This is a genomic window from Mesorhizobium sp. M0048, assembly GCF_040323405.1.
Lineage (GTDB): Bacteria > Pseudomonadota > Alphaproteobacteria > Rhizobiales > Rhizobiaceae > Mesorhizobium.
On record NZ_JAMYUV010000062.1, the window covers coordinates 1 to 21,852 of the forward strand.

Genomic DNA, 21,852 nt, shown 5'->3' on the forward strand with positions numbered 1-21,852 from the left:
TCATTTTCTGCGGCCGCCCCAGCTGCGGGGCCTGGCTCGCTCCGGGGGGGGGGGCCTGGTGGGCGAGCCCGCAAAACTGGGCCCCCTACACGATCGAGATCGTTGGCGCCGGGCTCGACGCGGTGCCGCCCGGGCAGACGGAAGCGGCACTGGCGCTTGGGCTCAGGCCACGCCAGGTCTTCATCAAGATCGTGCTGCCGCAGGCGCTCAAGGTGATCTATCCGGCGCTGACCAGCCAGATCGTCATCATGATGCTGGAATCCGCCGTGGTGTCGCAGATCGCGGTGCGCGAGCTGACCTATGAGGCCGACATGCTGCAGGCGCGCACGTTCCGGGCTTTCGAGACCTATTTCGTGGTGACGATGGTCTATCTCGCCCTGTCGATTGGGCTGCGCCGGCTGCTGGTCGGCGGCGGGCGCCGGCTTCTTGGAGCCGGTGTGTCATGATCGAATTCACCTTCTGGGACATTCTGCGCAACCTGCTGCTGGCGGCGCGCTGGACGGTGCTCTTGTCGTTGGCCGCCTTTGTCGGCGGGGCCGTGGTTGGTATGGTCGTGCTGTTCTTCCGGATCGCCAAGAACAAATGGGCGCGCCGCTTTGCGTCCGGCTACATCGCGCTTTTCCAGGGCACGCCGCTGCTGATGCAACTGTTCCTGATGTTCTTCGGCCTGCCTATGCTGGGCCTGCGCATCGAGCCGTGGACCGCGGCGGTGCTTGGCCTGACCTTCTTTGCCAGCGCCTATCTCGCCGAGATCTGGCGCGGCGGCGTCGATGCACTGCCGCGCGGCCAGTGGGACGCCGGCGCCAGCCTCGGCCTGCACTACCTGCAGGAGCTCAGGCTGATCATCCTGCCGCAGGCGTTTTCGATCACCCGCGCGCCGACCGTCGGCTTCCTGGTGCAGCTGATCAAGTCGACCGCGCTGACCTCGATCATCGGTTTCGAGGAGCTGGTGAGGACATCCAACGCGATCAACAATGCGACCTTCGAACCGTTCAAAGTCTATGGGCTGGTAGCACTGATCTTCTTCGTCATGTGCTTCCCGCTAACGCAATACGCACGTTCGCTCGAGCAGCGGGCGGCCGCCCGCTGAGCCGGGCGACCAGCAATTCAACGCCCGAATACCAGCGGCGGCGCGATTCTGTCCCGCCGCAGCCAGCGCCCCAGCAGGAGTGCAGCAACCACCGCCAGTCCCGACGACAGGCCGATCCAGATGCCGACGCCATGGAAGCCGAAACGGAAGGCGAGCAGCACGCCGAGCGGCAGGCCGATGCCCCAATAGCCGATCGCGGCGTAGATCATCGGCACCTTGGTGTCGTGCAGCCCGCGCAGCATGCCGCTGGCTACCGCCTGCGCGCCGTCAAAAACCTGGAACAGCGCGGCAAAAGCGAGGAACGACACGGCAAGCGCCACCACCTCGGCATTAGCCGGATTGCCCACATCGATGAAGGCGCCGATCAAGAAATGCGGCCACAAGATCATCACCAGCCCCATCAGCGCCATGAAGGAGACACCGACGACATAGGCAGTCCAGCCAGCCCGGCTGACACCTTCCGGATTGCCGGCGCCGTGGGCGAGCCCGACGCGCACCGTCACCGCCTGGTTGAGGCCGAGCGGCACCATGAAGGTGACCGAGGCGATCTGGATGGCGATCGCATGGGCGGCAAGCGAAGCCGCATCGATCAGGCCCATGAGAAAGGCGGCCGCGTTGAAGATCGTCACCTCGAACGCCAGCAGGCCGGCGATCGGCAGGCCGAGCCGCAGCAGGCCCTTGAAGCGCGGCCAATCGGCGCGCCAGAAGCGTCCGAACAGACGATAGCGCCGGAATTTCTTCTCAAGCATCACCGCCGTCGCCACGCCGGCGAACATCAGCGTGCTGGACAAAGTGGTGGCAAGGCCGGAGCCGGCGATGCCCATCGATTGGATGCCGAGATTGCCGAACATGAACAGCCAGTTGAAGAAGGCATTGCAGGCGACGGCAACGAAAACGATGATCAGTGCCCAGCCCGGCCGCTCCAGCGCCGAAATGAACGAGCGCAGGACGATGTAGCCGAAAAAGGGCAGCACTGCCCATTCGAGCCAGCGCAGATAGATACCCGCCTGGTGCGCCAGCGCAGGCTCCTGACCCATGGCCAGCAACACGGCCTCGCCGTGCCAGAGAAGGACCCAGATCGGAAGGCAGATGAGGATCGCCAGCCACAGACCCTGGCGCACGGTGCGGCGCAGGTCGCGCACCGAGTGGCGGCGACGGCCGAGCTCGGTCGCCATCATCGGCGAGGTCGCCAGCATCAGGCCAAGTCCAAAGATCAGCGGCATGAAATAGAGGTTGGCGCCAAGCGCGCCGCTGGCCAGCGTGTCCGGCCCCAGCCGCCCCATCATCATGACGTCGGTAGCGGTCATCGCGGTCTGGCCGAGATTGGTCAGCACCATCGGCCAGGCGAGCGCCAGCATCGCCCTGATTTCCCGACGCCAAAGGTTTTCCGGCGCGCGAGCGTCGGCTTCGATCGCAGACATTCCAGTTTTCCGCCTATCCGATTGCGGCACGTCGGCAAGAGCCGGAAGCCGCGTCTCAGCGCGGAAACGGCCACGATCGGCCGGATTCCGCATTACGACGGGTTTGTCTATGAAATAGGCACCGGTGGCAAGGGGCTGACTTGCGGAAGGGTTAAGCCAGTCAGCTCAATGCAGGCTGTTGGAGAGGCTATGGAAGCCGCTATGGTCACGGTGGATTCATTTGAAAGGCACCCTGATGAGCGCGTTTCCCGAAATCTATCTGGTTCGGCATGGCGAGACGGAATGGAGTGCGTCCGGAAAGCATACCGGCCGGACCGACATACCGCTGACGCCGGCCGGCGAGGACGCTGCGAGGCGGGTCACTGAGCGGCTAAAGGGCCTGTCCTTCTCGGCGGTGTGGTCGAGCCCGTCGCAGCGCGCCTTCAACACCTGTGCGCTGGCCGGCTTCGGCTCTTCGGGCGTAAAGAAGGACGATCTGGCAGAGTGGGATTATGGTGCCTATGAGGGATTGACCACCAAGCAAATCCTTGCCGAACGTCCAGGCTGGCGTCTCTTTCGCGACGGTTGCCCGAGGGGAGAATCAGCCGCGGACGTCGGCTCGAGGGCGGACCGCATCGTCAGCCAGCTGCGCCAGGCCAACGGCAACATCCTGGTGTTTTCAAGCTCGCATTTCCTGCGAGCGCTGGCTGCGCGCTGGCTCGGCCTGCCGCCGCAAGAGGGCGCGCTGTTCGTGCTGGATACCGCCAGCATAAGCGTGCTCGGTTATGAGCATGATCTCGACGAGCCGGTTGTTCGGCGCTGGAACCAGCGATAGCGCGTGAAAGCCGTTCGACCTATATGATCGCGTCCAGCGCCCGCCTTTGCCTGTGCATTTCGAGGAACACGCGGTAGTCGCGGTCGAACCGGCCGGCGGCAGCCGGATTGGGCTCTCGCGTCCTGCCGCCTTGCTGCATGGCGACGCAGGCGGCATTCAAATCGGGAAAAAGCCTGGCCGCGGTGGCGGCAATCATGCCAGTGCCGAGCAGAACCGCCTCGTCCGCCAGCGGCTCGACCACCGTGCAGCCGGTGGCGTCGGCATAGAGTTCCATCAACAGCGGGTTCTTAGTGTGGCCGCCGGTGACGTGCAGCGTGTCGATCAGATAGCCGTTCTCGTTCAGCGCTTCCAGCACATGGCGGACGCCAAGCGCGATGCTGACGGCGGTGCGCCAGTAAAGCTTGCACAGGCTGTCGAAGGAGGAATCCAGCGTCAGTCCGCTGATGACGCCGACGGCATGCGGGTCGGCAAGCGGCGAGCGGTTGCCATGGAAATCCGGCAATACATGCAGCCTTGCGGCGAGGTTGCCACCCTCGGCGGCGCGCAGCTCGGCGACGTGGCGGGCGATCCTGGCATGCATGGCAGCATCCGGCTCGCCGCCGGCGCCATGCCAGCGGATGATGTGATCGAGCAGCGCTCCGGTGGCCGACTGGCCGCCTTCCGACAGCCAAAGACCGGGAAGGGCTGCGCCATAATATGGGCCCCAGACACCGGCGAAAGGCTGCGGATCTGGCGACATCGCCATGACGCAACTCGACGTACCGGCAATCAGGGCCAGATGGCGGCCGATGTTCGTCGCGTCACCTGCGAAACCGCCGAGCACGCCGAGCGCGCCGGCATAGGCATCGATGACGCCGGCGCCGACCCGGCATTTTTCGGTGAGGCCAAGCTCCGCCGCGGCTTGCGCGCTGAGCGGACCGATGTCTGCGCCGACCGGGCTCGCCTTCTCCGGCAGATTGCCGTGCTCGAAAAGGTCGCCGAGCCCGACCGCTTCGAAGAAGTCGCGCCGCCAGCCGGTCGCTTCATGGGCCAGATAGGTCCATTTGGCGGTCAGCGTGCATTGCGAACGGGCGAGCGAGCCGGTCGCCTTCCAGGTGAGGAAGTCGGCGAGGTCGAATAGGTAGCCGGCTTCGTTCCATGTTCCGGGCAGGTTGCGCTTCAGCCACATCAGCTTCGGCGTCTCCATTTCCGGCGACATGACGCCGCCGATATAGTCGAGCACGGCGTGGCCGCTTTCGGTGCATTCATCGGCCTCGGCAATTGCGCGATGGTCGAGCCAGACGATGGTGTCCCAGCGCCTTTCGCCAGTAACGGACACGCTGAGCTGACCGCCATGCCGGCCCCGCACCACCAGCGAGCAGGTGGCGTCAAAAGAGATGCCGACGATATCCTCAGCCTTCACGCGCGCCTTTTCGCGGGCAGCGCGCACGGCACTGCACACCGCCGACCAGATATCCTGCGAGTCGTGCTCGGCGTGATCGGCCTTCGGCCGTTGCATGGCGATCGGGTGCTCGGCGCGGCCGAGCAAGGCGCCACCGGTGTCGAGAATGCCGGCACGGGCGCTTCCGGTGCCGACATCGACCGCGCAAACGAAACTGTTGGTCAAGGTGTTCTTGCTCTCGCTCCCAGGCCTGCAATCAGATCGGGCAATTGCAGCATGTCAGCGAATATAAAGTCCGGCTCACTCGACGCAAGCCGCGCTTTCAAGGCCGGGTTGCCGGTGTGTGAGCCGCCGGTGAAGGCAAGGACGCGCATGCCGGCCGCCCGCGCCGCTTCGATGCCGGCCGGGCTGTCCTCGACGACGAGGCAGTTTCGCGGGGCCGCTCTCATTTTATCTGCTGCATGGAGAAAGAGATCGGGCGCCGGTTTGCCCCGCGCCACCATGGCAGCGCTGAACAGATGCGGCTCCAGCAGCCCAAGCAGCCCCGTAACCTCGAGCGCATAGCGGATGCGCTCCAGCGTGCCGGAGGAGGCGACGCAGCACGGCACGCCGAGCTTCGGCAGGACCTGTGCGATGCCTGGCATCGGTTTCAGCTCCTGACGGAACTTGCGCATCAGTTCGGAGCGCATCTCGGTCAGATGCTGGTCGGTGAGATCGAGCCCGAAGTCGCTTGCGAGGATTTCGCGGACGCTCTTCATGCTCTTGCCGAGGAAGTGCTCGTAGGCAATGTCCTCGCTGACGTTGCCGCCGGCAAGCGCGATCATCTCCAGCAATGCCGAGACGGACAGCATCTCACTGTCCACCAGCACGCCGTCACAGTCGAAAATGACCAGTTCAGGCGTCATCGCGCTGGATCGGCTTCAGAGGTCGCCGGCGAGATAGCGCGTCAGTGTCGCGCGCGCGCCGTCCGCCCACAGCGATTTGAGCGCATGGGCGAACGCTTCGGCGAAGGGCGGCGAGCGGCCGACATCGCCATAGATGTCCTCCATGGCAAGCCAGGCGCCAGGCATGTCCCTGGCCGCCTTGGCAGTCGCCTGCAACCGGCCCCAGTTCGGGTCGTTGGGCTCGGTGACGGCACCAGAGTCCGTCGTGCCGAAGCAGTAGCGACACCAGAGCGCAGATTCCAGCGCCAGGCCGGTGACGCTTTTGCCAGCCTTCAGCCGGTCGGCGATCGTCGGAATGATGAATTTCGGCTGGCGGTTGGAGCCGTCGAGGCAAAGCCGGCGTATGGTGTCGCCGATCTTCGGATTGGAGAAGCGGTGCTCGATGAGCTGGTAGTAATCTTCGAGGTCGGTGTCCGGAACCGGCGGCACGGTCGGGATGATTTCATTATGCTCGAGCTTGTCGAGGAAGCCGCGTACCAGTGGCTCCTGCATCGCCTCATGGACGAAATGGATGTCCATCAGCCCGGCCGGATAGGCGATGGTCGCATGGCCGCCATTGAGGATGCGGATCTTCATCAGCTCATAGGGCGCGACGTCGCTGACGAACTGCACGCCGACCTTTTCCAGCGGCGGGCGGCCGTCGGTGAAACGGTCCTCCAGCACCCATTGCTTGAACGGTTCGCAAAACACCGGCCAATTGTCGTCGAGCCCGAACTCGCTGGCGAGAATGCCGCGCTCGCGGTCGGTGGTGGCCGGCGTGATGCGATCGACCATGCCATTGGGAAAGGCAACCTTCTCGCTCACCCAGTTTGCCAAACCCTCGTCGATCAGCCGCGCAAGGCCGATGACGCCATCTGAGGTGACATGGCCGTTATGGGGGATGTTGTCGCAGGACATGACGGTGAAGGGCACGATACCGTCGGCGCGGCGGCGTAGCAGCCCGGCGAGGATGAGGCCGAAGACGGTCTTCGGCGTCGCCCCCGGCTCAGCGTCGGCAACGATGTCGGGATGTGTCGGATTGAAGACGCCAGAAGCCGGATCGATGAAATAGCCGCCCTCGGTGATGGTCAGGGAAACGATTTTGATCGCCGGATCGGCAAGCCGCTCGACGATTGCGATCGCGTCGCCAGGCACCAGGAAGTCGATCATGACGCCGGTGACGCGCGCGCTCATATGGCCGCTGTCCTGCTCGACCACGGTGGTCAGCCAGTCCTGCTCCTGCAGCTTGCCGCGGCCGTCCTTTTCGCCCTCGAAGACGCCGGCGCCGACAATAGCCCAGTCGTGGCCAACGCCCGAGTTGAACAGGTCGTCGAGGTAGACGGCCTGGTGCGAGCGATGGAAATTGCCGACGCCGAAATGCACGATGCCGGCCTTAAGCGCGGCGCGATCGTATTTCGGGCCGGCGACCTTGGGCGGCAGCTTGGCTAGGATGGAAGAAGAGAGTTTCACGGTCATCTGCTTTACCCTTTAGCGGGACGGCTCTTCCCCCCGTGGAGGAGACGGGGAGAAGAGCGCCTTCGCCCCCTCAACTCATCCACTGGCCGCCATCGACATTGTAGGTCTGGGCGACGATGTATTCGGCCTCATCGCTGGCCAGGAACACCGCCATGCCGGTGAGGTCTTGCGCCGTGCCCATGCGGCCATAAGGTACGGCTTCGCCGACCAGTCTCTTCTTCTCGCCCCTCGGCCGGTTCTCGAACTTGGCGAACAAGGCATCGACATGATCCCAGTGCTCGCCGTCGACGACCCCCGGTGCTATCGCGTTGACATTGATGCCGTGTTTGATCAGGTCGAGCCCTGCCGACTGGGTGAGCGAGATGACCGCCGCCTTGGTGGCGCAGTAGACGGCGACCAGCGCCTCGCCGCGGCGCCCGGCCTGGCTTGCCATGTTGATGATCTTGCCGCCCTTGCCGCGGGCAATCATAGAACGGGCGGCGGCCTGCAACGTAAACAGCGTGCCGGCGACGTTGACCGAAAACAATTTGTCGTAGCTTGTCTTGGTGATCTCGACGATCGGCGCCAGGTCGAACAGGGCGGCGTTGTTGATCAAGATATCGAGGCCGCCGGCCCTGGTTTCGACCGCCTTGACGGCTGCATCGATCGACGCGAGATCGGTGACGTCCAGCTTCACGGCGTAGGTATTGCGGCCGATTTCCGAAGCCGCCTTCTCGGCAGCCTCGAGATTGATGTCGCCGATGGCGACGGTCGCCCCCTCCCGCATGTAGGCTTCGGCAAACGCCCTGCCGATGCCGCGCGCCGATCCGGTGATCAGCGCCGATTTACCCCGGAGCCTCATTGCAGCATCGCCTTCCCATCGGCGCCGAAACGATGCAGCTTGGCCTTGTCCGGCGTCAGATAGATCGTGTCGCCGTGATGGGCGGCCAATTCGCCGTCGGCACGCACCGTCAGCTGCCCGACGCCATCCGCCTGGACGTGCAAAAACGTGTCGGAGCCTAGATGCTCGGCAACGCCGACCGTCGCCTTCCAGTCGCCTGACGTCTTCGAAATGTTCATATGCTCCGAGCGGATGCCGACTGTCTTGGCGCCATATTTGGCGGCCGGCGCGCCTTCGATCAGGTTCATCTTCGGCGAACCTATGAAGCCGGCGACGAACAGGTTCTTCGGCGTCTTGTAGAGCTCCATCGGCGAGCCGACCTGCTCGATATTGCCGGCATTGAGCACGACGATCTTGTCGGCCATGGTCATCGCCTCGATCTGGTCGTGGGTGACGTAGACCATGGTGGTCTGGAGCTGGTGGTGCAGTTCACTGATCTCCAGCCGCATGGTGCCGCGCAGCGCCGCGTCGAGATTGGACAACGGTTCGTCGAACAGGAAGGCCGATGGCTGGCGGACGATGGCGCGGCCGATGGCGACACGCTGCCGCTGGCCGCCGGAGAGCTGGCCGGGGCGGCGGTCGAGGTAGTTGGTGAGGTTCAGGATCCGCGCGGCGTCCTTCACCTTCTTGTCGATGGTCGCCTGGTCCTCGCCCGCCATCTTGAGCGGGAAGGCGATGTTCTTGGCCACCGTCATGTGCGGGTAGAGCGCATAGGACTGGAACACCATGGCCAGCTTACGCTTGGCCGGCGCCTCGCCGGTGACGTCGCGGCCATCGATGATGATGGTGCCGCCGCTGGTATCCTCCAGACCGGCGATCAGACGCAACAGGGTGGATTTGCCGCAGCCCGACGGACCGACGAAGACGACGAACTCTCCGTCCTCGATGACCAGATCGAGGCCGGGGATGATGGACGTCGCCCCGAAGGATTTGGAGACGTTCTTGAGCGTGATGTTTCCCATGGTTTCCTCCCCCGAAGGGCTATCCTTTTCGTTTTGCGTCAGGCGATGCCCGCTACTTTACCGCACCGAATGTCAGGCCTCGGACCAGCTGCTTCTGGCTGAACCAGCCCATGATCAGGATCGGCGCGATCGCCAGCGTCGAGGCGGCCGAAAGCTTGGCCCAGAACAGCCCCTGCGGACTGGAGAAGGAGCTGATGAAAGCGGTAAGCGGCGCTGCCTCGGTGGTGGTCAGCCGGATCGTCCAGAACGCCTCGTTCCAGGCGAGAATGATGTTGAGCAGCATGGTCGAGGCGATGCCGGGCACCGCCATCGGCGTCAGCACGTAGATTATCTCGTTCCACAGCGATGCGCCGTCCATGCGCGCCGCTTCCAGGATCTCGCCAGGGATCTCGCGAAAATAGGTGTAGAGCATCCAGACCACGATCGGCAGGTTGATCAGCATCAGCATGACCATCAGGCCGATGCGGCTGTCGAGCAATCCGGTGTCGCGGAAGATCAGATAGATCGGAAACAGCACGGCGACGGCCGGCATCATCTTGGTGGAAAGCATCCACATCAGGATGTCCTTGGTGCGTTTGCCCGGCGAAAACGCCATCGACCATGCCGCCGGTATGGCGACGAGCAGAGCCAGGATGGTCGAGCCGACCGAGAGGAACACCGAGTTGAGGAAGAATTTGAAATAGCCGTTCTGCGCCTGGACCTCGGAATAGCTCTCCATGGTTCCCGACGGGAACAGGTTGAAGCCCTGGATGGCCTCCTGCTCCGACTTGAACGAGGTGATGATCGTATAGAGGATCGGGAAGAAGATCAGCAGGGCGACGATCCAGGCGGCCGCGGTCGCAATCGTCTTGTGCTGGGTGGTGACTGCACGTGCCATCTTATCCTCCCTTATTTGTCCAGGTTCTTGCCGACGGCGCGCATGGCGAAGAAGGCGACGATGTTGGCGAGAATGACGGCGATGATGCCGCCAGCGGACGCCTGGCCGATTTTGAACTCCAGCAATGCCTTCTGGTAGACGAGGAAGGGCAGGTTGGTGGAGGCATAACCCGGGCCGCCATTGGTGGTGACCAGTATCTCGGCATAGACCGACAGCAGGAAGATCGTCTGGATCAGGATGACGACGGTTATGGCGCGCGACATATGCGGCAGCGTCAAATAGATGAAGCGGCTGATGAAGCCGGCGCCGTCCATTTCGGCGGCTTCCTTCTGCTCGCCGTCGAGCGATTGGAGCGCGGTCAAGAGGATCAGCGTCGCAAACGGCAGCCACTGCCAGGCGACGATGATGATGATCGCCAGGAGCGGGTGCTGCCCGAACCAGTCGATCGGCTGCCCGCCGAAGAAACGCGCAATATCGGCGAAGACGCCGTATTGCGGATGCATGATCATGTTCTTCCAGACAAGCGCCGCCACCGGAGGCATGACGAAGAACGGCGAGATGACGAGGATGCGGACGATGCCTTGTCCCCACATCGGCTGGTCGAGCAGAAGGGCCAGCAGGATGCCGCCGATCACCGTGATCAAAAGCACGCTGACGACGATGGTGAGCGTGTTGAGGATCGACTGCAGGAATGCCGGGTTGGAATAGAACAGCGCGTAGTTCGAAAACCCGACGAAGCCGTCGCGCATCGGATTGAGTGGGTTGTACTGCTGGAAGGAGAACCACAGCGTGAATGCCAGCGGCACAATCATCCAAACCAGCAGCAGCACCACGGATGGCGCCATCATGAAGCGGGCAAGCGAACGGATCTGCTGAGTAGCCATGACGGTCACCCTTCGAGGTCGGCCAAGTTTTTCAGCGGCGTAAAGTTGGCCGCCCGAACTGGGATTCGGGCGGCCCGTGCCGGCTGCCATGGGCAACCGGCACCGGGAGGCGCCTTATTTGATGTACCCGCCCTCGGTCATCGTCGCGGTGGCGGCGTCCTGTGCCTGCTTCAAGGCGTCGTCGACGCTCGTCTGGCCGGCAAGGGCCGCCGAGAAGAGCTGGCCGACAGTGGTGCCAAGGCCCTGGAACTCAGGAATGGCGACGAACTGGACGCCGACATAAGGCACCGGCTTGACGGTCGGGTGCGTCGGATCGGCGGCGTTGATGGAATCCAGCGTCATTTTCGCGAAAGGCGCCGCCTTCTGGTACTCCGGGTTGTTGTAGAGCGAGGTGCGCGTTCCGGGCGGAACGTTGGCCCAGCCTTCCTTTGAAGCGACCAGTTCGAGATAGTGCTTCGAAGTCGCCCAGGAAACGAACTTTTGAGCGGCGTCGGCCTTCTGCGTGCCGGCGGGGATGGCCAGCGACCAGGCCCACAGCCAATTGCCGCGCTTGCCGAGGCCATTGTCCGGGGCCAGCGCATAGCCGACCTTGTCGGCGACGGTCGAGTTCTTCGGGTCGGAGACGAAGGACGCAGCGACGGTAGCGTCGATCCACATGCCGCATTTGCCCTGCTGGAACAGCGCCAGGTTTTCGTTGAAGCCGTTGGACGACGCGCCCTCGGGGCCGTCGGCCTTCATCAGGTCGACATAGAACTGCAGCGTGTTCTTCCATTCGGGCTGGTCGAATTGCGGCTTCCAGTTCTCGTCGAACCAGCGCGCGCCGAAGGAGTTCGACATGGCGGTCAGGAAGGCCATGTTCTCGCCCCAGCCGGCCTTGCCGCGCAGGCAGACGCCGTTCACGCCGTTGGCGCGGTCGGTCATCTTGTCGGCGGCCTGCTTGATGAAGTCCCAGGTCGGTGCATCGGGCATTTTGAGCCCGGCCTTGTCCATCAGGTCCTTGCGGTACATGACGAAGGAGCTTTCGCCGTAAAACGGCGCTGCGTAGAGCTTGCCGTCGACCGACAGGCCGCCGGCTATGGCCGGGATGATGTCCTTGACGTCATAATCGTCACCGAGCTTGTCGAGCGGCAAAAGCCAGTTCTGCTTGGCCCAGATCGGCACCTCATAGGTGCCGATGGTCATCACGTCGTACTGGCCACCCTTGGTGGCGATGTCGGTGGTGACGCGCTCGCGCAGGACGTTTTCCTCGAGCGTGACCCACTGCAGCTGAATGTCGGGATTTTTGGCGGTGAAGTCGTCGGTCAGCTTCTGCATGCGGACCATGTCGCCATTGTTGACCGTGGCGATGGTGATGGATTCGGCATGCGCGGCGAAAGCGAGGGCGCTGGCCGAGAACAGGCCTAGGGTGAACGTGCGAAGTTTCATCAAAATTCCTCCCATAAACCAAGATGAGCATTTGCCTTGGCTGTGGGCAATTACTCACTTGCGATGAATTATGTCAAGACGGAATCGTTGCTGCAGCGCAGCACGCCGGGTCTCGTGCGGCGACAAGCCGGGACGTTTGCGGCATGTCTGACGAAGAATTTCAGCCGGGCTGATTGGGCCCGGAGCTTTGCTGTCGGGCTTGCTGGGATTCAGCCTATTGGCAAGCGATCTCGCTCAGGATCCAATCGCGGAAGGCGCGGATCTTCGGCACGTTGCGCCGCGCCGTCGGATAGACCAGCCAATAGGCGTGGCCGTCGTCACCGACCAGCTCAAAGGGCTGGATCAGGCGGCCGTCGGCAAGTTCGGCCTTGAACAGCGCCTTGGTGACGATCGCCACGCCGTGGCCGGCAATCGCGGCATTGGCCTCATAGGCCTGCGCGCCCATGCTGGTGCCGGGGCGCTTGGCCAGTTCCTCGACCGGCAGGCCGGCGGCGGCAAACCAGTCCCGCCACCAGATGTCGCCCGGGTCGAGGATCGGCAGCCGCAGCAGGTCGGCCGGCTCCTTGACGCCGCCGATGCTTGCCGCGAGCTTTGGACTAAGGACCGGCGTGAAATCGGCCCTGAAAAGCATATGGGTCTCGACGCCCGGCCAGTTGCCGCCGCCGGAGCGGATGGCGATGTCGATATCCTCTCTGGCAAAGTCGACAACCCTGTTCGAAGTATCGACGCGCACCGCCAGCGACGGATGCGCTACCTGGAACGAACCGAGATGCTGAGCCAGCCAATTGGAGGCAAAGGTCAGCAGCGTCGAAACGCAAAGCACGCCGTCGGCGCCGGTGCGCGCGGCGGCATAGGCGCCGCTCAACAGCGCGAATGCTTCGCTGACCGCGGGCGCTAGGCGTTGGCCGGGTTCGGTCAGCACGATCTGTTTTGGCTGGCGCAGGAACAACGGCGCACCGATGCGCTCCTCCAGAAGCTTGATCTGATAGCTTGCCGCCGCCTGCGTCATGCCAAGCTCCTGGGCGGCCTTGGTGAACGAGAGATGCCGCGCCACCGCTTCGAATACCCGGATCGCCTGAAGCGGAGGAAGCTGCGAAACCAGCTGTCGTGAACTGAGCTCCGGCATAAGCCCTCCTTATGGGCAGTGATCGACGTTTGATTGGCGGCACCGGCCGGGCCTACCGATATTCCGTATTGAAGATCAATTACGCCTAGAGATAGCGAAGGCTGACGATCATGACCACAATACAGGAAAAGCTGCTTCTTGCTCCAGCCCATGGCTGGTTTTCACGGTTGGCGCGAGGATTGGCAAGGCACGCGGCGCGGAAACGGGCCTATCTCGACGTCCGGGAGCTGCCGCCGCATCTGCAGCGCGACATGGGCTTTCTCGACGGCAACGATCCATGCGGCCGGCACCAGTAGTGACGCTCGTTTTATCGGGGATTCAGATGCGTTTCGATTTCACATGATCGTTTCCGACCGCCAGCGGCTCGGAGATCATGCGCCCGCTAGCAAGGCGGCGGCGGTCCGCTCATCGGTGATCAGGCCGTTGACCAGCCGCCGGTTGACGGCGGCGAAGATGCCCGGCAGCTTGCGGTCGCCCATGGCAAGCGCGATCACCAGCGACTTTTCGCGCGACGGCAGCGGTGCCGACGACACCCGATCATTGGTAATACCCTCGATCATACGGCCGTCACGATCGAACACCCAGCCGACGATCTCGGCGACGCCGCCGGCCTTCTGCAACGCCTTTAATTCACCCTCCGAAATGAAGCCGTCCTCGTAAAGCGGCGCCTTCGGGCCGAGATCGCCTATGCCGACAAAGGTGACGTCGGCCTCGGCCGCAAGCGCCAGCGTCGGCTGGATCATCGGCTGGCTCAGCAGCATCTCGCGCTCCTCCGGCGAGGAGGCGATGACCGGCAAAGGCATCGGAAACGAGCGCGCCTTGACCCTGTCGGCCATGGTGAAGATGACGTTGTAGAAGGCGGCCGAGCCGTCCGGCGAGATGTTGCCGGTCAGCGATACCACCTTGTGCTGCGGGCATTCCATCGGCGGCAGTTGCTCGATCGCGGCCTTCAGCGTGCGGCCGGTGCCGATCGCCATGACGATCGGCGTCGGCGACCGCAGCCGCCGTTCGATCTCGGCCGCCGCCGCCTCGGCGACGCCGATGACGGTAGAGGAAGAAGAAGGGTCGCTGGGCACCACCTCGACCAGATCAAGCGCAAAGCGCGATTTCAGCCGTGCCGCAAGGTCGAGGCAATTGGCGATCGGATGGTCGACGCGCACCTTGATCAATCCTTCGGAGACTGCGAGCGACACCAGCCGCTGCGCCGTCTGCCGGGAGATGCCAAGCGTGGCGGCGATCTGGTCCTGGGTGTTGCCGGCAACGTAATAGAGCCAGCCGGCGCGCGCCGCATCGTCCAGCCTGTTGCCGCCGCTATCCTGCCGCGAATTCAAGTTCCTGCCTCCCAACCCCGCCGGGCATAAGAGGCGGAGCGCCGTAGTTTCGCAGGGAATGAACTTGCGCGCAATTGCCTATTGCAAGAGCAATTGCTTAGGGCTGAGACTTGGGTATTTGGAGCGAAGTGGCGGGTCGACCCAGTCTCGTCGCAACAGCAAGGCTGTGGAGGTCGCACAATCTCGGTCCAAAGCGCGTCGCGTTCAATCGGGCTTATGCGATGCGCTTTAGACTCTTGCTTTCTATGCATGTCCGTATCGCAAAACCGCTGCACACTGTTGCGCGACATGCATTAGCGGGACGCCGCGGTTTATCTCCTGCGCCAAACGCTTTAAGGGATTTTTGAGAATGGAGCCTTGCATGACGCCGAAAGCGGTTTTCTGGGATATGGACGGCACGCTGGTCGACAGCGAGCCGCTGCACGAAGCGGCGCTGATCGCGGCGCTGCACAGTGTCGGCATCGTACCGCCGGCCGACCTGCATGAGCGCGTGCTCGGCATCGCCGCATGGCCAGTCTACGAAATGCTGCGCGACGAGTTCGGCCTCGACCTGCCTTTCGACGACTGGATCGTGCGCAAATACGATCACTATCTGCCGATGGCCCAAACGCTGACGCCGCGCAGAGGCGCGATCGAGATCTTCAACGAGCTGCGCGCGCTTGGCGTACCGCAAGCGGTGGTCTCCAACTCGGACAGGCTGATCGTCGATGCCAATCTGCGCGCCGTCGGCCTCGTCTATCCCGGCATGAAGACGGTCAGCCGGAACGACGTGCGTGAAGGCAAGCCGCATGCCGAACCTTTCCTGCGCGCCGCCTGGCTGGCCGACGTCGATCCCACCGAGGCCGTGGCGGTCGACGACAGCGTGACCGGCGCCACGGCGGGGCTGGCAGCGGGAATGAAGACGATCTTCTGGCCAGAGGCGCCCATGGAGGGGCCGCCGGGGGCGATAATCATCAACAGCGCCGACGAATTGCGAGCCGAACTCGGGCTTTAAGCCAGGCCCGGCGGGACCGCGCTCAACTCCGGTAGGCAGGCTCCTGCTCGTCGAGGATCGCCTTCAGTTCGGAAAGGTGGCGTTCGGCCTGGCCGGGATAGTCTTCCTGTTCCCTTGCCGCCTTTTCGGCGATCTCATCCGACAGTACCCGCAGCGGCCGCCCGGTCCACAGCGCCTTGATATAGGTTTCGGCGGCGCGCTCGAAATAGAACATGCGGTTGAAGGTGTCGGCGACGCTGTCGCCGATGACCAGCACGCCATGGTTGCCCATCACCATCACCTTGACCTTCGGGTCGACAAGAAGCTGCGAGCAGCGCTCGCCCTCTTCCTCGAAGGCCAGCCCGCCATAATGAGCGTCGACGACATGGCGGTTGAAGAAGATTGCCGAGTTCTGGTCGACCGGCGGAAGCGTCGAGTCGGCGAGCGAGGCAAGCACGGTGGCGTGGATCGAGTGGACATGCATGACGCAGCGCGCATGACGCACATTGCGATGAATGGCACCATGCAGGCCCCACGCCGTCGGATCGGGCGCATTCGGGCCGGAGAGCGTGCCGGGATCGTTGGCGTCGATCAGAAGCAGATCGCTCGCCTTGATGCGCGAGAAATGCACCTGGTTGGGATTCATCAGGAATTGCGAACCATCGTCGTTGACGGCCAGTGAGAAATGATTGGCCACCGCCTCGTGCATGTTGAGCCGCGCCGTCCAGCGGAAGGCGCAAGCGAGGTCGACGCGCTCCTCATAGAACGGCAGGTTGGTCAGCACTTCCTTCTGCAGGCGCGTGATGCTCATCGTAAACCTCCGTGAAAGAAGCAAGGATGCCGCGCGGCTGGAACACGCGCAACCGGTTTCGTTTGGTACAGGCGAGCGCCGTTATGCCGCCGTGCTGGTGGCCGCGCCGACCCGAAGCCCGCCATGCTCGACGATGAAATCGATCACCTCCTGCAGCCCCTTGCCGCGCGACAGGTCGGTGAAGCCGAACGGCCGCTTGCCGCGCATGCGGGCAGCGTCGCGTTCCATGATGTCGAGATTGACGTTCACATAGGGCGCAAGGTCGCTCTTGTTGATGACCAGGAAATCGGACCGGGTGATCGCCGGTCCGCCCTTCCTCGGGATCTCCTCGCCCTGGCAAACCGAGATGACATAGAGCGTCAGGTCGGCAAGGTCCGGCGAGAAGGTGGCGGCGAGATTGTCGCCGCCCGATTCGATGAAGACGATGTCGAGATCGGGGAATTTTCTGGTCATCTCGGCGATCGCCTGCAGATTGATCGAGGCGTCCTCGCGGATGGCGGTGTGCGGACAGCCGCCGGTCTCGACGCCGACGATGCGATCCTCGGGCAGGGCCTGCAACCTGGCCAGCATCATGGCGTCTTCCTTGGTGTAGATGTCGTTGGTGACGACGGCAATCGAAAACTCGTCACGCAGTGCCTTGCAGAGCTTTTCGGTAAGCGTCGTCTTGCCCGAGCCGACCGGGCCGCCAATGCCGATGCGAAGAGGACCATTGGGCGATATCATGCGGGGAACTCCGTGACGGCAAGAATGGCGAACCCAAGCCCGATCAGCAGGCACAGCGGCGAATAATAACGCAGATCGAGCCGCGCGAAAGGCTGTTCGGGCGTTAGCCGGCGCCACCACGGCGTGAAGCCGGCAATGCCGCGCGCCAGGAAAACCAGCGCGATGAGCAGCGACGTGGCGGCAAGCCCGGCCTTGGGAAAGGGCGTAGCAAAGATGCCCTCGAGCGCCATCGGCCACAGTGTCGCCAGGCCAAGGCAGGCGGCAACGGCGAAGCTGGCGAAGGGTGCCGGCATTTCGTCGACGCCATGAAAGCCAATGACGGCGCGGGCGCAGGAGGCGACATCCCTGCCCGGCCAGATGCCGCCAATGCCCCAATAGACATGCAACGCGGTGATCAGCAGCAGGACGAGCGAGAGGGCGAAAGCGAGGACGATCATGAGCGGAACAGTCGCGAATACTGGGTCTCGTGCTTCATCGCCGTGATGTCGGAGATAAAAGCGCAGCCGCCGAGATCATCGAGGGTCGAGCCGGCAGCGCGGGCTGCGGTCGCCAAGGCTAGTGGCTCGAAGCCGGCGAGCAGCGCGGTGGCGCCGGTCTGGCCGACGACGCCGAGCCGGATCGCGGCCTGAACGAGGTTTGAGAAGAAGGCCTGCAGGAAGGCGGCCAGGGCGTCCCGCAGCGAAATGCCGTGATCGCCGGCAACAGCGCCGACGGCAACGCAATAGGCACATTCGGTCGGCAGGCGATCCAGCACCTGGCACGGCCAGGCGGAGGCTGCTTTCAGGAAAGCGGCGCCCTGCAGCATCGTCTCGGCATGACGCTCGCGCGAGCCTGCCAGAGCTTCGGCAAGGGTGACGATTTGATCGAGATCGCCGGTTTCGCGCGCCCTGCGCCAGCTTTGGGCAAACAGCACCGCATCATTCCAGCCCGAACCCATCTCGACGAGCGTTTCCAGCCACGCGGCGAGATCTTTGCTGTCGGCAACCAGCCCGGCATGCACGGCCTGTTCCAGGCCATGGCTGTAGGAAAAGCCGCCGACCGGGAAGGAAGGCGACAGCCACGCCATCAGCCGCAACAAAGCAATGTTGGAAGGCTGGGCAACGCTGGAAGGCCGGTCAGTCATGGTCATGGTCGTGCGAATGGCTGTGGGAATGCGAATCGCTATGGCTATGGGAATGCGCTTCGGCGTGGCTGTGCGCATGTGCCTCGGCATGGGCATGGCCGTGCCCGCCATGCGCGGAATAGGCGCCGCGCACCGGCTTGAACGGTTCGGAGACGTCGCTCACAATGGCGCCCAATCCCTCCAGCATCGCCTTGATGACATGGTCGCGCAGGATGAGGATGCGGTTAGCCTCGATGGCGGCGGCGAGATGGCGGTTGCCGATGTGCCAGGCGAGCTCGGCGAGATGGATCGGGTCGCTGCCCCTGATATCGTAGAGCGGCTCTTCGGCCGCGATGATCTCGATGTGGCGGCCATCCTCCAGCACCAGCCGGTCACCATGGTTCAACGTCACCGGTTCGGGCAGGTCGACCAGCACCTTGTCGCTACCGGCCGTTTCGATGGCACGACGGCGCAGATGCCGCTCGTCATGGGCAAGCACCGCCCGGTCGTATGGCGTGGTGGTTCCGGCTTCGCCTGCGGCCAGGACGGCGACTGCGCGCGGGAATTTGGTGAAGTCGGTGCGAATATCGAGCTTCATGTAAAAACTGCCTCTCCCAAAAGCCTAGCCTATCGCGTCCGCCGCCCCAATGGCGCTCAAACAATCGTGTCGAAGAGCCGCAGGATAAACGATACCTGATAGACGAGCGCGCCGGCGACAAAGGCGATGTGAAAGCGGCGGTCGCGCAGCAGGACCGCAATGACGCAAAGCGCGACGAAAACCGGCGTGCGGATCAGATATTCGACGCCGAAATGGGCGAAATGCGCCGGCCCTTTCAGCAGCGTGTCGACCACGTCGAGCAGATAGGTCGCCGCCAGCAGGCCGAAGAACCAGGCCCGGCGCGAATAAAAGAAATCCTCATAGCTAGTGTAGTCCAGCATCGAGTCCGGAAACAGCAGCGCGCAGAGCAGGAACAGCGTGACGGCGTAGAAGATGATGAACAGGTATTTGCCGAAGGTCCAATTCTCGATCTGGAAGAGGCCGAACTCCCACCACCAGAAATGCACCAGCATCAAAAGCACCGACGCAACCCAGGCGAGGTGCACGGGATAGAGCCGGTACTGGCCGGGATGCTGGACGATGCGGGCGAGCCCCGACAGCAGGCGGGTGACGCCAAGGCCGATCACCATGCCCAGGACAATGCGGATATGCGGGAAGATGTCGTGGGCGTAGGGGAGTTGCTGGTCCATAGGCCTGGCGCGGCATGTTCTACATCGGTCGTTCTAACGCCTAGGGTTCAGAACAGGAAGTAGCGTTGCGCCATCGGCAGCACCGTTGCCGGCTCGCAGGTGAGCAATTCACCGTCGGCGCGGACCTCATAGGTCTCCGGGTCGACCTCGACATGCGGCGTGGCGTCGTTGAGCACCATCGAATGCTTGCCGATGCCGCCGCGGGTGTTCTCGACGGCCACCATCTGCTTGTCGACGCCGAGCCTGCCGCGCAGGCCGGCGTCGAGCCCGGCCTTCGAAACGAAGGTCACCGACGAATTGGTCATCGCCTTGCCGTAGGCGCCGAACATCGGCCGATAGTGCATCGGCTGCGGCGTCGGGATCGAGGCGTTGGGATCGCCCATCGGGGCGGCGGCGATCATGCCGCCGATCAGCACCATGTCCGGCTTGACGCCGAAGAAGGCCGGGTTCCACAGCACAAGGTCGGCGCGTTTTCCGACCGCCACCGAGCCGATGTCCTTCGACAGGCCATGCGCGATGGCCGGATTGATGGTGTATTTGGCGATGTAGCGGCGGACGCGGAAATTGTCGTTGTCGCCGGTCTCCTGCGGCAGCGAACCACGCTGGCGCTTCATCTTGTCGGCGGTCTGCCAGGTGCGGATCGCCACTTCGCCGACGCGGCCCATGGCCTGGCTGTCCGACGAGATGATCGAGAAGGCGCCGATGTCGTGAAGAATGTCTTCGGCGGCGATGGTTTCCTTGCGGATGCGGCTTTCGGCAAAGGCGATGTCTTCGGGGATCGACGGCGACAGATGGTGACAGACCATCAGCATGTCGAGGTGCTCGGCCAGCGTGTTGACCGTGTAGGGACGCGTCGGATTGGTCGAGGACGGAATGACGTTGGGCAGACCGCAGACCTTGATGATGTCAGGCGCGTGGCCGCCGCCGGCGCCTTCGGTGTGGAAGGCATGGATGGTGCGGCCCTTGATCGCCGCGACCGTGTTTTCGACGAAGCCGGACTCGTTCAGCGTGTCGGTGTGGATCATCACCTGCACGTCGTAATCGTCGGCGACCGACAGGCAGCAGTCGATTGCAGCCGGTGTCGTGCCCCAGTCCTCATGCAGCTTCAGCGAGCAGGCGCCGGCGAGCACCATCTCCTCGAGCGCGGCAGGTAGCGACGCGTTGCCCTTGCCCGATAGCCCGATATTCATCGGGAAGGCGTCGAAAGACTGGATCATGCGCGCCAGATGCCACGGCCCCGGCGTGCACGTGGTCGCCAGCGTGCCGTGCGCCGGGCCGGTGCCGCCGCCGAGCATGGTGGTGATGCCCGACATCAGCGCTTCCTCGATCTGCTGCGGGCAGATGAAGTGGATATGCGCGTCGAAGCCGCCGGCGGTCAGGATCTTGCCTTCGCCGGCGATGATCTCGGTGCCGGGACCGATGATGATGGTGACGCCGCCTTGGGTATCCGGATTGCCGGCCTTGCCGATCGCGACGATGCGGCCGTCCCTCAAGCCGATGTCGGCCTTGACGATACCGGCGGTGGCATCGACGACCAGCGCATTGGTGATGACGGTGTCGACCGCGCCTTGCGCGCGTGAAACCTGGCTCTGGCCCATGCCGTCGCGGATGACCTTGCCGCCGCCGAATTTCACCTCCTCGCCGTGAACGGTGAGATCCTTTTCGACCTCGATGAACAGCTCGGTGTCGGCGAGCCGGACTTTGTCGCCAACGGTCGGGCCGTACATCTGCGCATAGGCGGCGCGGGTGATTTTAGCCATCAGCAATTGCTCCCGAAATACAGCCCGAAAATACCGCTTGTCGAAGGCGGGCCCCACATTGCTGCCATCCTATGATCACGCAATGACCCGCTGAGCGACACTTTCCGATCCCATTTGGCGTTTGAGGTGGCCGGGTCACCCCAAAACGACCATTTGCCAATCGATGGAAAGGAACATCCATGCGCAAAACGACCCTTCTGGCAGCCGCCGCCACGCTGGTGCTCGCAACCGCCGCCAGCGCCCAGCAACAGCCTGCGCAGCAGCCCAGTCCGGCGCCGGCCGCGCCTGCTCCTGCCGCGCCCGGAGCGCAGCCACAGGCGCCCACCATCCAGGCGATCAACGTCGTCGACATCAAGGATCTGCCGGCGGACACTCAAGCCAAGGTCAACGAGGTGATCGCCAAGCGCAGCGACGCCGATCTGCAGAAACTGCGCGGCTCGATCGACGCGACACCGCAGGTCAAGTCCGCACTCGAAGCCAAGGGGCTCACCTCGGCGCAGGTGATCGCCGCCAGCATGAGCACCAATGGCGCGCTGACGCTGATCACCAAGAAAGCGAGCTGACGAGACAAGGCGGCGGGCCGGCGCCCGGTCAGCCCGCCGCCTCGCAAAGGGAACCTTCACGGGGGACGTTTCGTTTCGGTCC

General features: G+C 63.6%; 24 protein-coding genes. 6 read left to right on the forward strand and 18 right to left on the reverse strand.

The window, feature by feature from the left end; genetic code table 11:
- Positions 1–446, forward strand: a 446-nt coding sequence (locus tag NKJ84_RS29390; protein WP_352509349.1) for an ABC transporter permease subunit, incomplete at its 5' end; no start/stop codon positions are given.
- On the forward strand, positions 443–1,090 hold the full coding sequence (locus NKJ84_RS29395; protein WP_352509350.1) for an amino acid ABC transporter permease: 648 nt from the start codon (positions 443–445) through the stop codon (positions 1,088–1,090). The genes NKJ84_RS29390 and NKJ84_RS29395, both read left to right, overlap by 4 nt.
- Positions 1,091–1,107: 17 nt before the next feature.
- On the opposite strand, the gene NKJ84_RS29400 is transcribed toward NKJ84_RS29395, so the two are convergent.
- Complete coding sequence (locus NKJ84_RS29400; protein ID WP_352509351.1) at positions 1,108–2,511, reverse strand: MATE family efflux transporter; 1,404 nt, start codon at positions 2,509–2,511, stop codon at positions 1,108–1,110.
- 232 nt (positions 2,512–2,743) lie between these two features.
- Between NKJ84_RS29400 and NKJ84_RS29405 the strand changes: the two genes are divergently transcribed.
- Entirely contained in the window at positions 2,744–3,325 is a 582-nt protein-coding gene (locus NKJ84_RS29405) for a histidine phosphatase family protein (RefSeq protein ID WP_352509374.1), read from the forward strand.
- 19 nt (positions 3,326–3,344) lie between these two features.
- Here NKJ84_RS29405 and NKJ84_RS29410 read toward each other — a convergent pair whose 3' ends face one another.
- The 9 genes from NKJ84_RS29410 to gcvA all read right to left on the reverse strand — a co-directional run bounded on the left by NKJ84_RS29410 (position 3,345) and on the right by gcvA (position 13,259).
- The gene (locus tag NKJ84_RS29410; protein WP_352509352.1) at positions 3,345–4,931 is read right to left on the reverse strand and encodes an FGGY-family carbohydrate kinase; all 1,587 of its coding nucleotides are present in this window, start codon (positions 4,929–4,931) and stop codon (positions 3,345–3,347) included.
- The gene (locus NKJ84_RS29415) at positions 4,928–5,611 is read right to left on the reverse strand and encodes an HAD family hydrolase (protein ID WP_254815839.1); all 684 of its coding nucleotides are present in this window, start codon (positions 5,609–5,611) and stop codon (positions 4,928–4,930) included. Before NKJ84_RS29415 ends, NKJ84_RS29410 begins: the two co-directional genes overlap by 4 nt.
- Before the next feature lie 15 nt (positions 5,612–5,626).
- Positions 5,627–7,105 (reverse strand): mannitol dehydrogenase family protein, encoded by a 1,479-nt coding sequence (locus NKJ84_RS29420; protein ID WP_352509353.1) that lies wholly within the window; start codon positions 7,103–7,105, stop codon positions 5,627–5,629.
- Positions 7,106–7,175: 70 nt separating this feature from the next.
- Entirely contained in the window at positions 7,176–7,946 is a 771-nt protein-coding gene (locus NKJ84_RS29425; RefSeq protein ID WP_352509354.1) for an L-iditol 2-dehydrogenase, read from the reverse strand.
- Entirely contained in the window at positions 7,943–8,947 is a 1,005-nt protein-coding gene (locus NKJ84_RS29430) for an ABC transporter ATP-binding protein (RefSeq protein WP_352509355.1), read from the reverse strand. Before NKJ84_RS29430 ends, NKJ84_RS29425 begins: the two co-directional genes overlap by 4 nt.
- A 52-nt stretch (positions 8,948–8,999) precedes the next feature.
- Positions 9,000–9,824, reverse strand: a complete 825-nt coding sequence (locus tag NKJ84_RS29435; RefSeq protein ID WP_352509356.1) for a carbohydrate ABC transporter permease — start codon at positions 9,822–9,824, stop codon at positions 9,000–9,002.
- Positions 9,825–9,835: 11 nt separating this feature from the next.
- Positions 9,836–10,708, reverse strand: coding sequence for a carbohydrate ABC transporter permease (locus NKJ84_RS29440; RefSeq protein WP_352509358.1), 873 nt, complete (start codon positions 10,706–10,708; stop codon positions 9,836–9,838).
- A 114-nt stretch (positions 10,709–10,822) separates the two neighbouring features.
- Positions 10,823–12,133 (reverse strand): ABC transporter substrate-binding protein, encoded by a 1,311-nt coding sequence (locus tag NKJ84_RS29445; protein ID WP_254815834.1) that lies wholly within the window; start codon positions 12,131–12,133, stop codon positions 10,823–10,825.
- A 214-nt stretch (positions 12,134–12,347) separates the two neighbouring features.
- On the reverse strand, positions 12,348–13,259 hold the full coding sequence (gene gcvA / locus NKJ84_RS29450) for a transcriptional regulator GcvA (protein ID WP_352509359.1): 912 nt from the start codon (positions 13,257–13,259) through the stop codon (positions 12,348–12,350).
- A 110-nt stretch (positions 13,260–13,369) separates the two neighbouring features.
- Between gcvA and NKJ84_RS29455 the strand changes: the two genes are divergently transcribed.
- Positions 13,370–13,555, forward strand: coding sequence for a hypothetical protein (locus tag NKJ84_RS29455; protein ID WP_254815832.1), 186 nt, complete (start codon positions 13,370–13,372; stop codon positions 13,553–13,555).
- Positions 13,556–13,630: 75 nt separating this feature from the next.
- Here the strand turns inward: NKJ84_RS29455 and NKJ84_RS29460 are convergent, their stop codons facing one another.
- Positions 13,631–14,590, reverse strand: a complete 960-nt coding sequence (locus tag NKJ84_RS29460; RefSeq protein ID WP_023722533.1) for a sugar-binding transcriptional regulator — start codon at positions 14,588–14,590, stop codon at positions 13,631–13,633.
- 361 nt (positions 14,591–14,951) lie between these two features.
- Between NKJ84_RS29460 and NKJ84_RS29465 the strand changes: the two genes are divergently transcribed.
- Positions 14,952–15,584, forward strand: coding sequence for an HAD family hydrolase (locus NKJ84_RS29465; RefSeq protein WP_352509360.1), 633 nt, complete (start codon positions 14,952–14,954; stop codon positions 15,582–15,584).
- A 22-nt stretch (positions 15,585–15,606) separates the two neighbouring features.
- Here NKJ84_RS29465 and NKJ84_RS29470 read toward each other — a convergent pair whose 3' ends face one another.
- From NKJ84_RS29470 to ureC, 7 genes are all read right to left on the reverse strand, one after another.
- Positions 15,607–16,374 (reverse strand): class II aldolase and adducin N-terminal domain-containing protein, encoded by a 768-nt coding sequence (locus tag NKJ84_RS29470; RefSeq protein ID WP_254815830.1) that lies wholly within the window; start codon positions 16,372–16,374, stop codon positions 15,607–15,609.
- An 81-nt stretch (positions 16,375–16,455) separates the two neighbouring features.
- Positions 16,456–17,097, reverse strand: coding sequence for an urease accessory protein UreG (ureG, locus tag NKJ84_RS29475; protein WP_254815829.1), 642 nt, complete (start codon positions 17,095–17,097; stop codon positions 16,456–16,458).
- Entirely contained in the window at positions 17,094–17,534 is a 441-nt protein-coding gene (locus NKJ84_RS29480; protein WP_352509361.1) for a DUF3995 domain-containing protein, read from the reverse strand. Before NKJ84_RS29480 ends, ureG begins: the two co-directional genes overlap by 4 nt.
- Positions 17,531–18,220, reverse strand: coding sequence for an urease accessory protein UreF (locus NKJ84_RS29485; RefSeq protein ID WP_352509363.1), 690 nt, complete (start codon positions 18,218–18,220; stop codon positions 17,531–17,533). The genes NKJ84_RS29480 and NKJ84_RS29485 overlap by 4 nt, the downstream gene beginning before the upstream one ends.
- Positions 18,213–18,797, reverse strand: coding sequence for an urease accessory protein UreE (locus tag NKJ84_RS29490; RefSeq protein ID WP_352509364.1), 585 nt, complete (start codon positions 18,795–18,797; stop codon positions 18,213–18,215). The genes NKJ84_RS29485 and NKJ84_RS29490 overlap by 8 nt, the downstream gene beginning before the upstream one ends.
- A gap of 56 nt (positions 18,798–18,853) precedes the next feature.
- The gene (locus NKJ84_RS29495) at positions 18,854–19,447 is read right to left on the reverse strand and encodes a hypothetical protein (RefSeq protein WP_352509365.1); all 594 of its coding nucleotides are present in this window, start codon (positions 19,445–19,447) and stop codon (positions 18,854–18,856) included.
- Between the two features lie 47 nt (positions 19,448–19,494).
- On the reverse strand, positions 19,495–21,207 hold the full coding sequence (gene ureC, locus NKJ84_RS29500) for an urease subunit alpha (RefSeq protein WP_502901896.1): 1,713 nt from the start codon (positions 21,205–21,207) through the stop codon (positions 19,495–19,497).
- A 179-nt stretch (positions 21,208–21,386) separates the two neighbouring features.
- On the opposite strand from ureC, the gene NKJ84_RS29505 reads away from it, so the two are divergent.
- Complete coding sequence (locus NKJ84_RS29505) at positions 21,387–21,770, forward strand: hypothetical protein (protein WP_023677006.1); 384 nt, start codon at positions 21,387–21,389, stop codon at positions 21,768–21,770.
- The last annotated feature ends 82 nt before the right edge of the window (positions 21,771–21,852 follow it).

Coding starts and splice junctions, on each gene's coding strand:
- NKJ84_RS29395 (WP_352509350.1), top strand. CDS start 443: ATGATCGAATTCACCTTCTGGGACATTCTGCGCAACCTGCTGCTGGCG.
- NKJ84_RS29400 (WP_352509351.1), bottom strand. CDS start 2,511: ATGTCTGCGATCGAAGCCGACGCTCGCGCGCCGGAAAACCTTTGGCGT.
- NKJ84_RS29415 (WP_254815839.1), bottom strand. CDS start 5,611: ATGACGCCTGAACTGGTCATTTTCGACTGTGACGGCGTGCTGGTGGAC.
- NKJ84_RS29420 (WP_352509353.1), bottom strand. CDS start 7,105: ATGACCGTGAAACTCTCTTCTTCCATCCTAGCCAAGCTGCCGCCCAAG.
- NKJ84_RS29425 (WP_352509354.1), bottom strand. CDS start 7,946: ATGAGGCTCCGGGGTAAATCGGCGCTGATCACCGGATCGGCGCGCGGC.
- NKJ84_RS29430 (WP_352509355.1), bottom strand. CDS start 8,947: ATGGGAAACATCACGCTCAAGAACGTCTCCAAATCCTTCGGGGCGACG.
- NKJ84_RS29435 (WP_352509356.1), bottom strand. CDS start 9,824: ATGGCACGTGCAGTCACCACCCAGCACAAGACGATTGCGACCGCGGCC.
- NKJ84_RS29440 (WP_352509358.1), bottom strand. CDS start 10,708: ATGGCTACTCAGCAGATCCGTTCGCTTGCCCGCTTCATGATGGCGCCA.
- NKJ84_RS29445 (WP_254815834.1), bottom strand. CDS start 12,133: ATGAAACTTCGCACGTTCACCCTAGGCCTGTTCTCGGCCAGCGCCCTC.
- gcvA (WP_352509359.1), bottom strand. CDS start 13,259: ATGCCGGAGCTCAGTTCACGACAGCTGGTTTCGCAGCTTCCTCCGCTT.
- NKJ84_RS29455 (WP_254815832.1), top strand. CDS start 13,370: ATGACCACAATACAGGAAAAGCTGCTTCTTGCTCCAGCCCATGGCTGG.
- NKJ84_RS29465 (WP_352509360.1), top strand. CDS start 14,952: ATGACGCCGAAAGCGGTTTTCTGGGATATGGACGGCACGCTGGTCGAC.
- NKJ84_RS29470 (WP_254815830.1), bottom strand. CDS start 16,374: ATGAGCATCACGCGCCTGCAGAAGGAAGTGCTGACCAACCTGCCGTTC.
- ureG (WP_254815829.1), bottom strand. CDS start 17,097: ATGATATCGCCCAATGGTCCTCTTCGCATCGGCATTGGCGGCCCGGTC.
- NKJ84_RS29480 (WP_352509361.1), bottom strand. CDS start 17,534: ATGATCGTCCTCGCTTTCGCCCTCTCGCTCGTCCTGCTGCTGATCACC.
- NKJ84_RS29485 (WP_352509363.1), bottom strand. CDS start 18,220: ATGACTGACCGGCCTTCCAGCGTTGCCCAGCCTTCCAACATTGCTTTG.
- NKJ84_RS29490 (WP_352509364.1), bottom strand. CDS start 18,797: ATGAAGCTCGATATTCGCACCGACTTCACCAAATTCCCGCGCGCAGTC.
- NKJ84_RS29495 (WP_352509365.1), bottom strand. CDS start 19,447: ATGGACCAGCAACTCCCCTACGCCCACGACATCTTCCCGCATATCCGC.
- ureC (WP_502901896.1), bottom strand. CDS start 21,207: ATGGCTAAAATCACCCGCGCCGCCTATGCGCAGATGTACGGCCCGACC.
- NKJ84_RS29505 (WP_023677006.1), top strand. CDS start 21,387: ATGCGCAAAACGACCCTTCTGGCAGCCGCCGCCACGCTGGTGCTCGCA.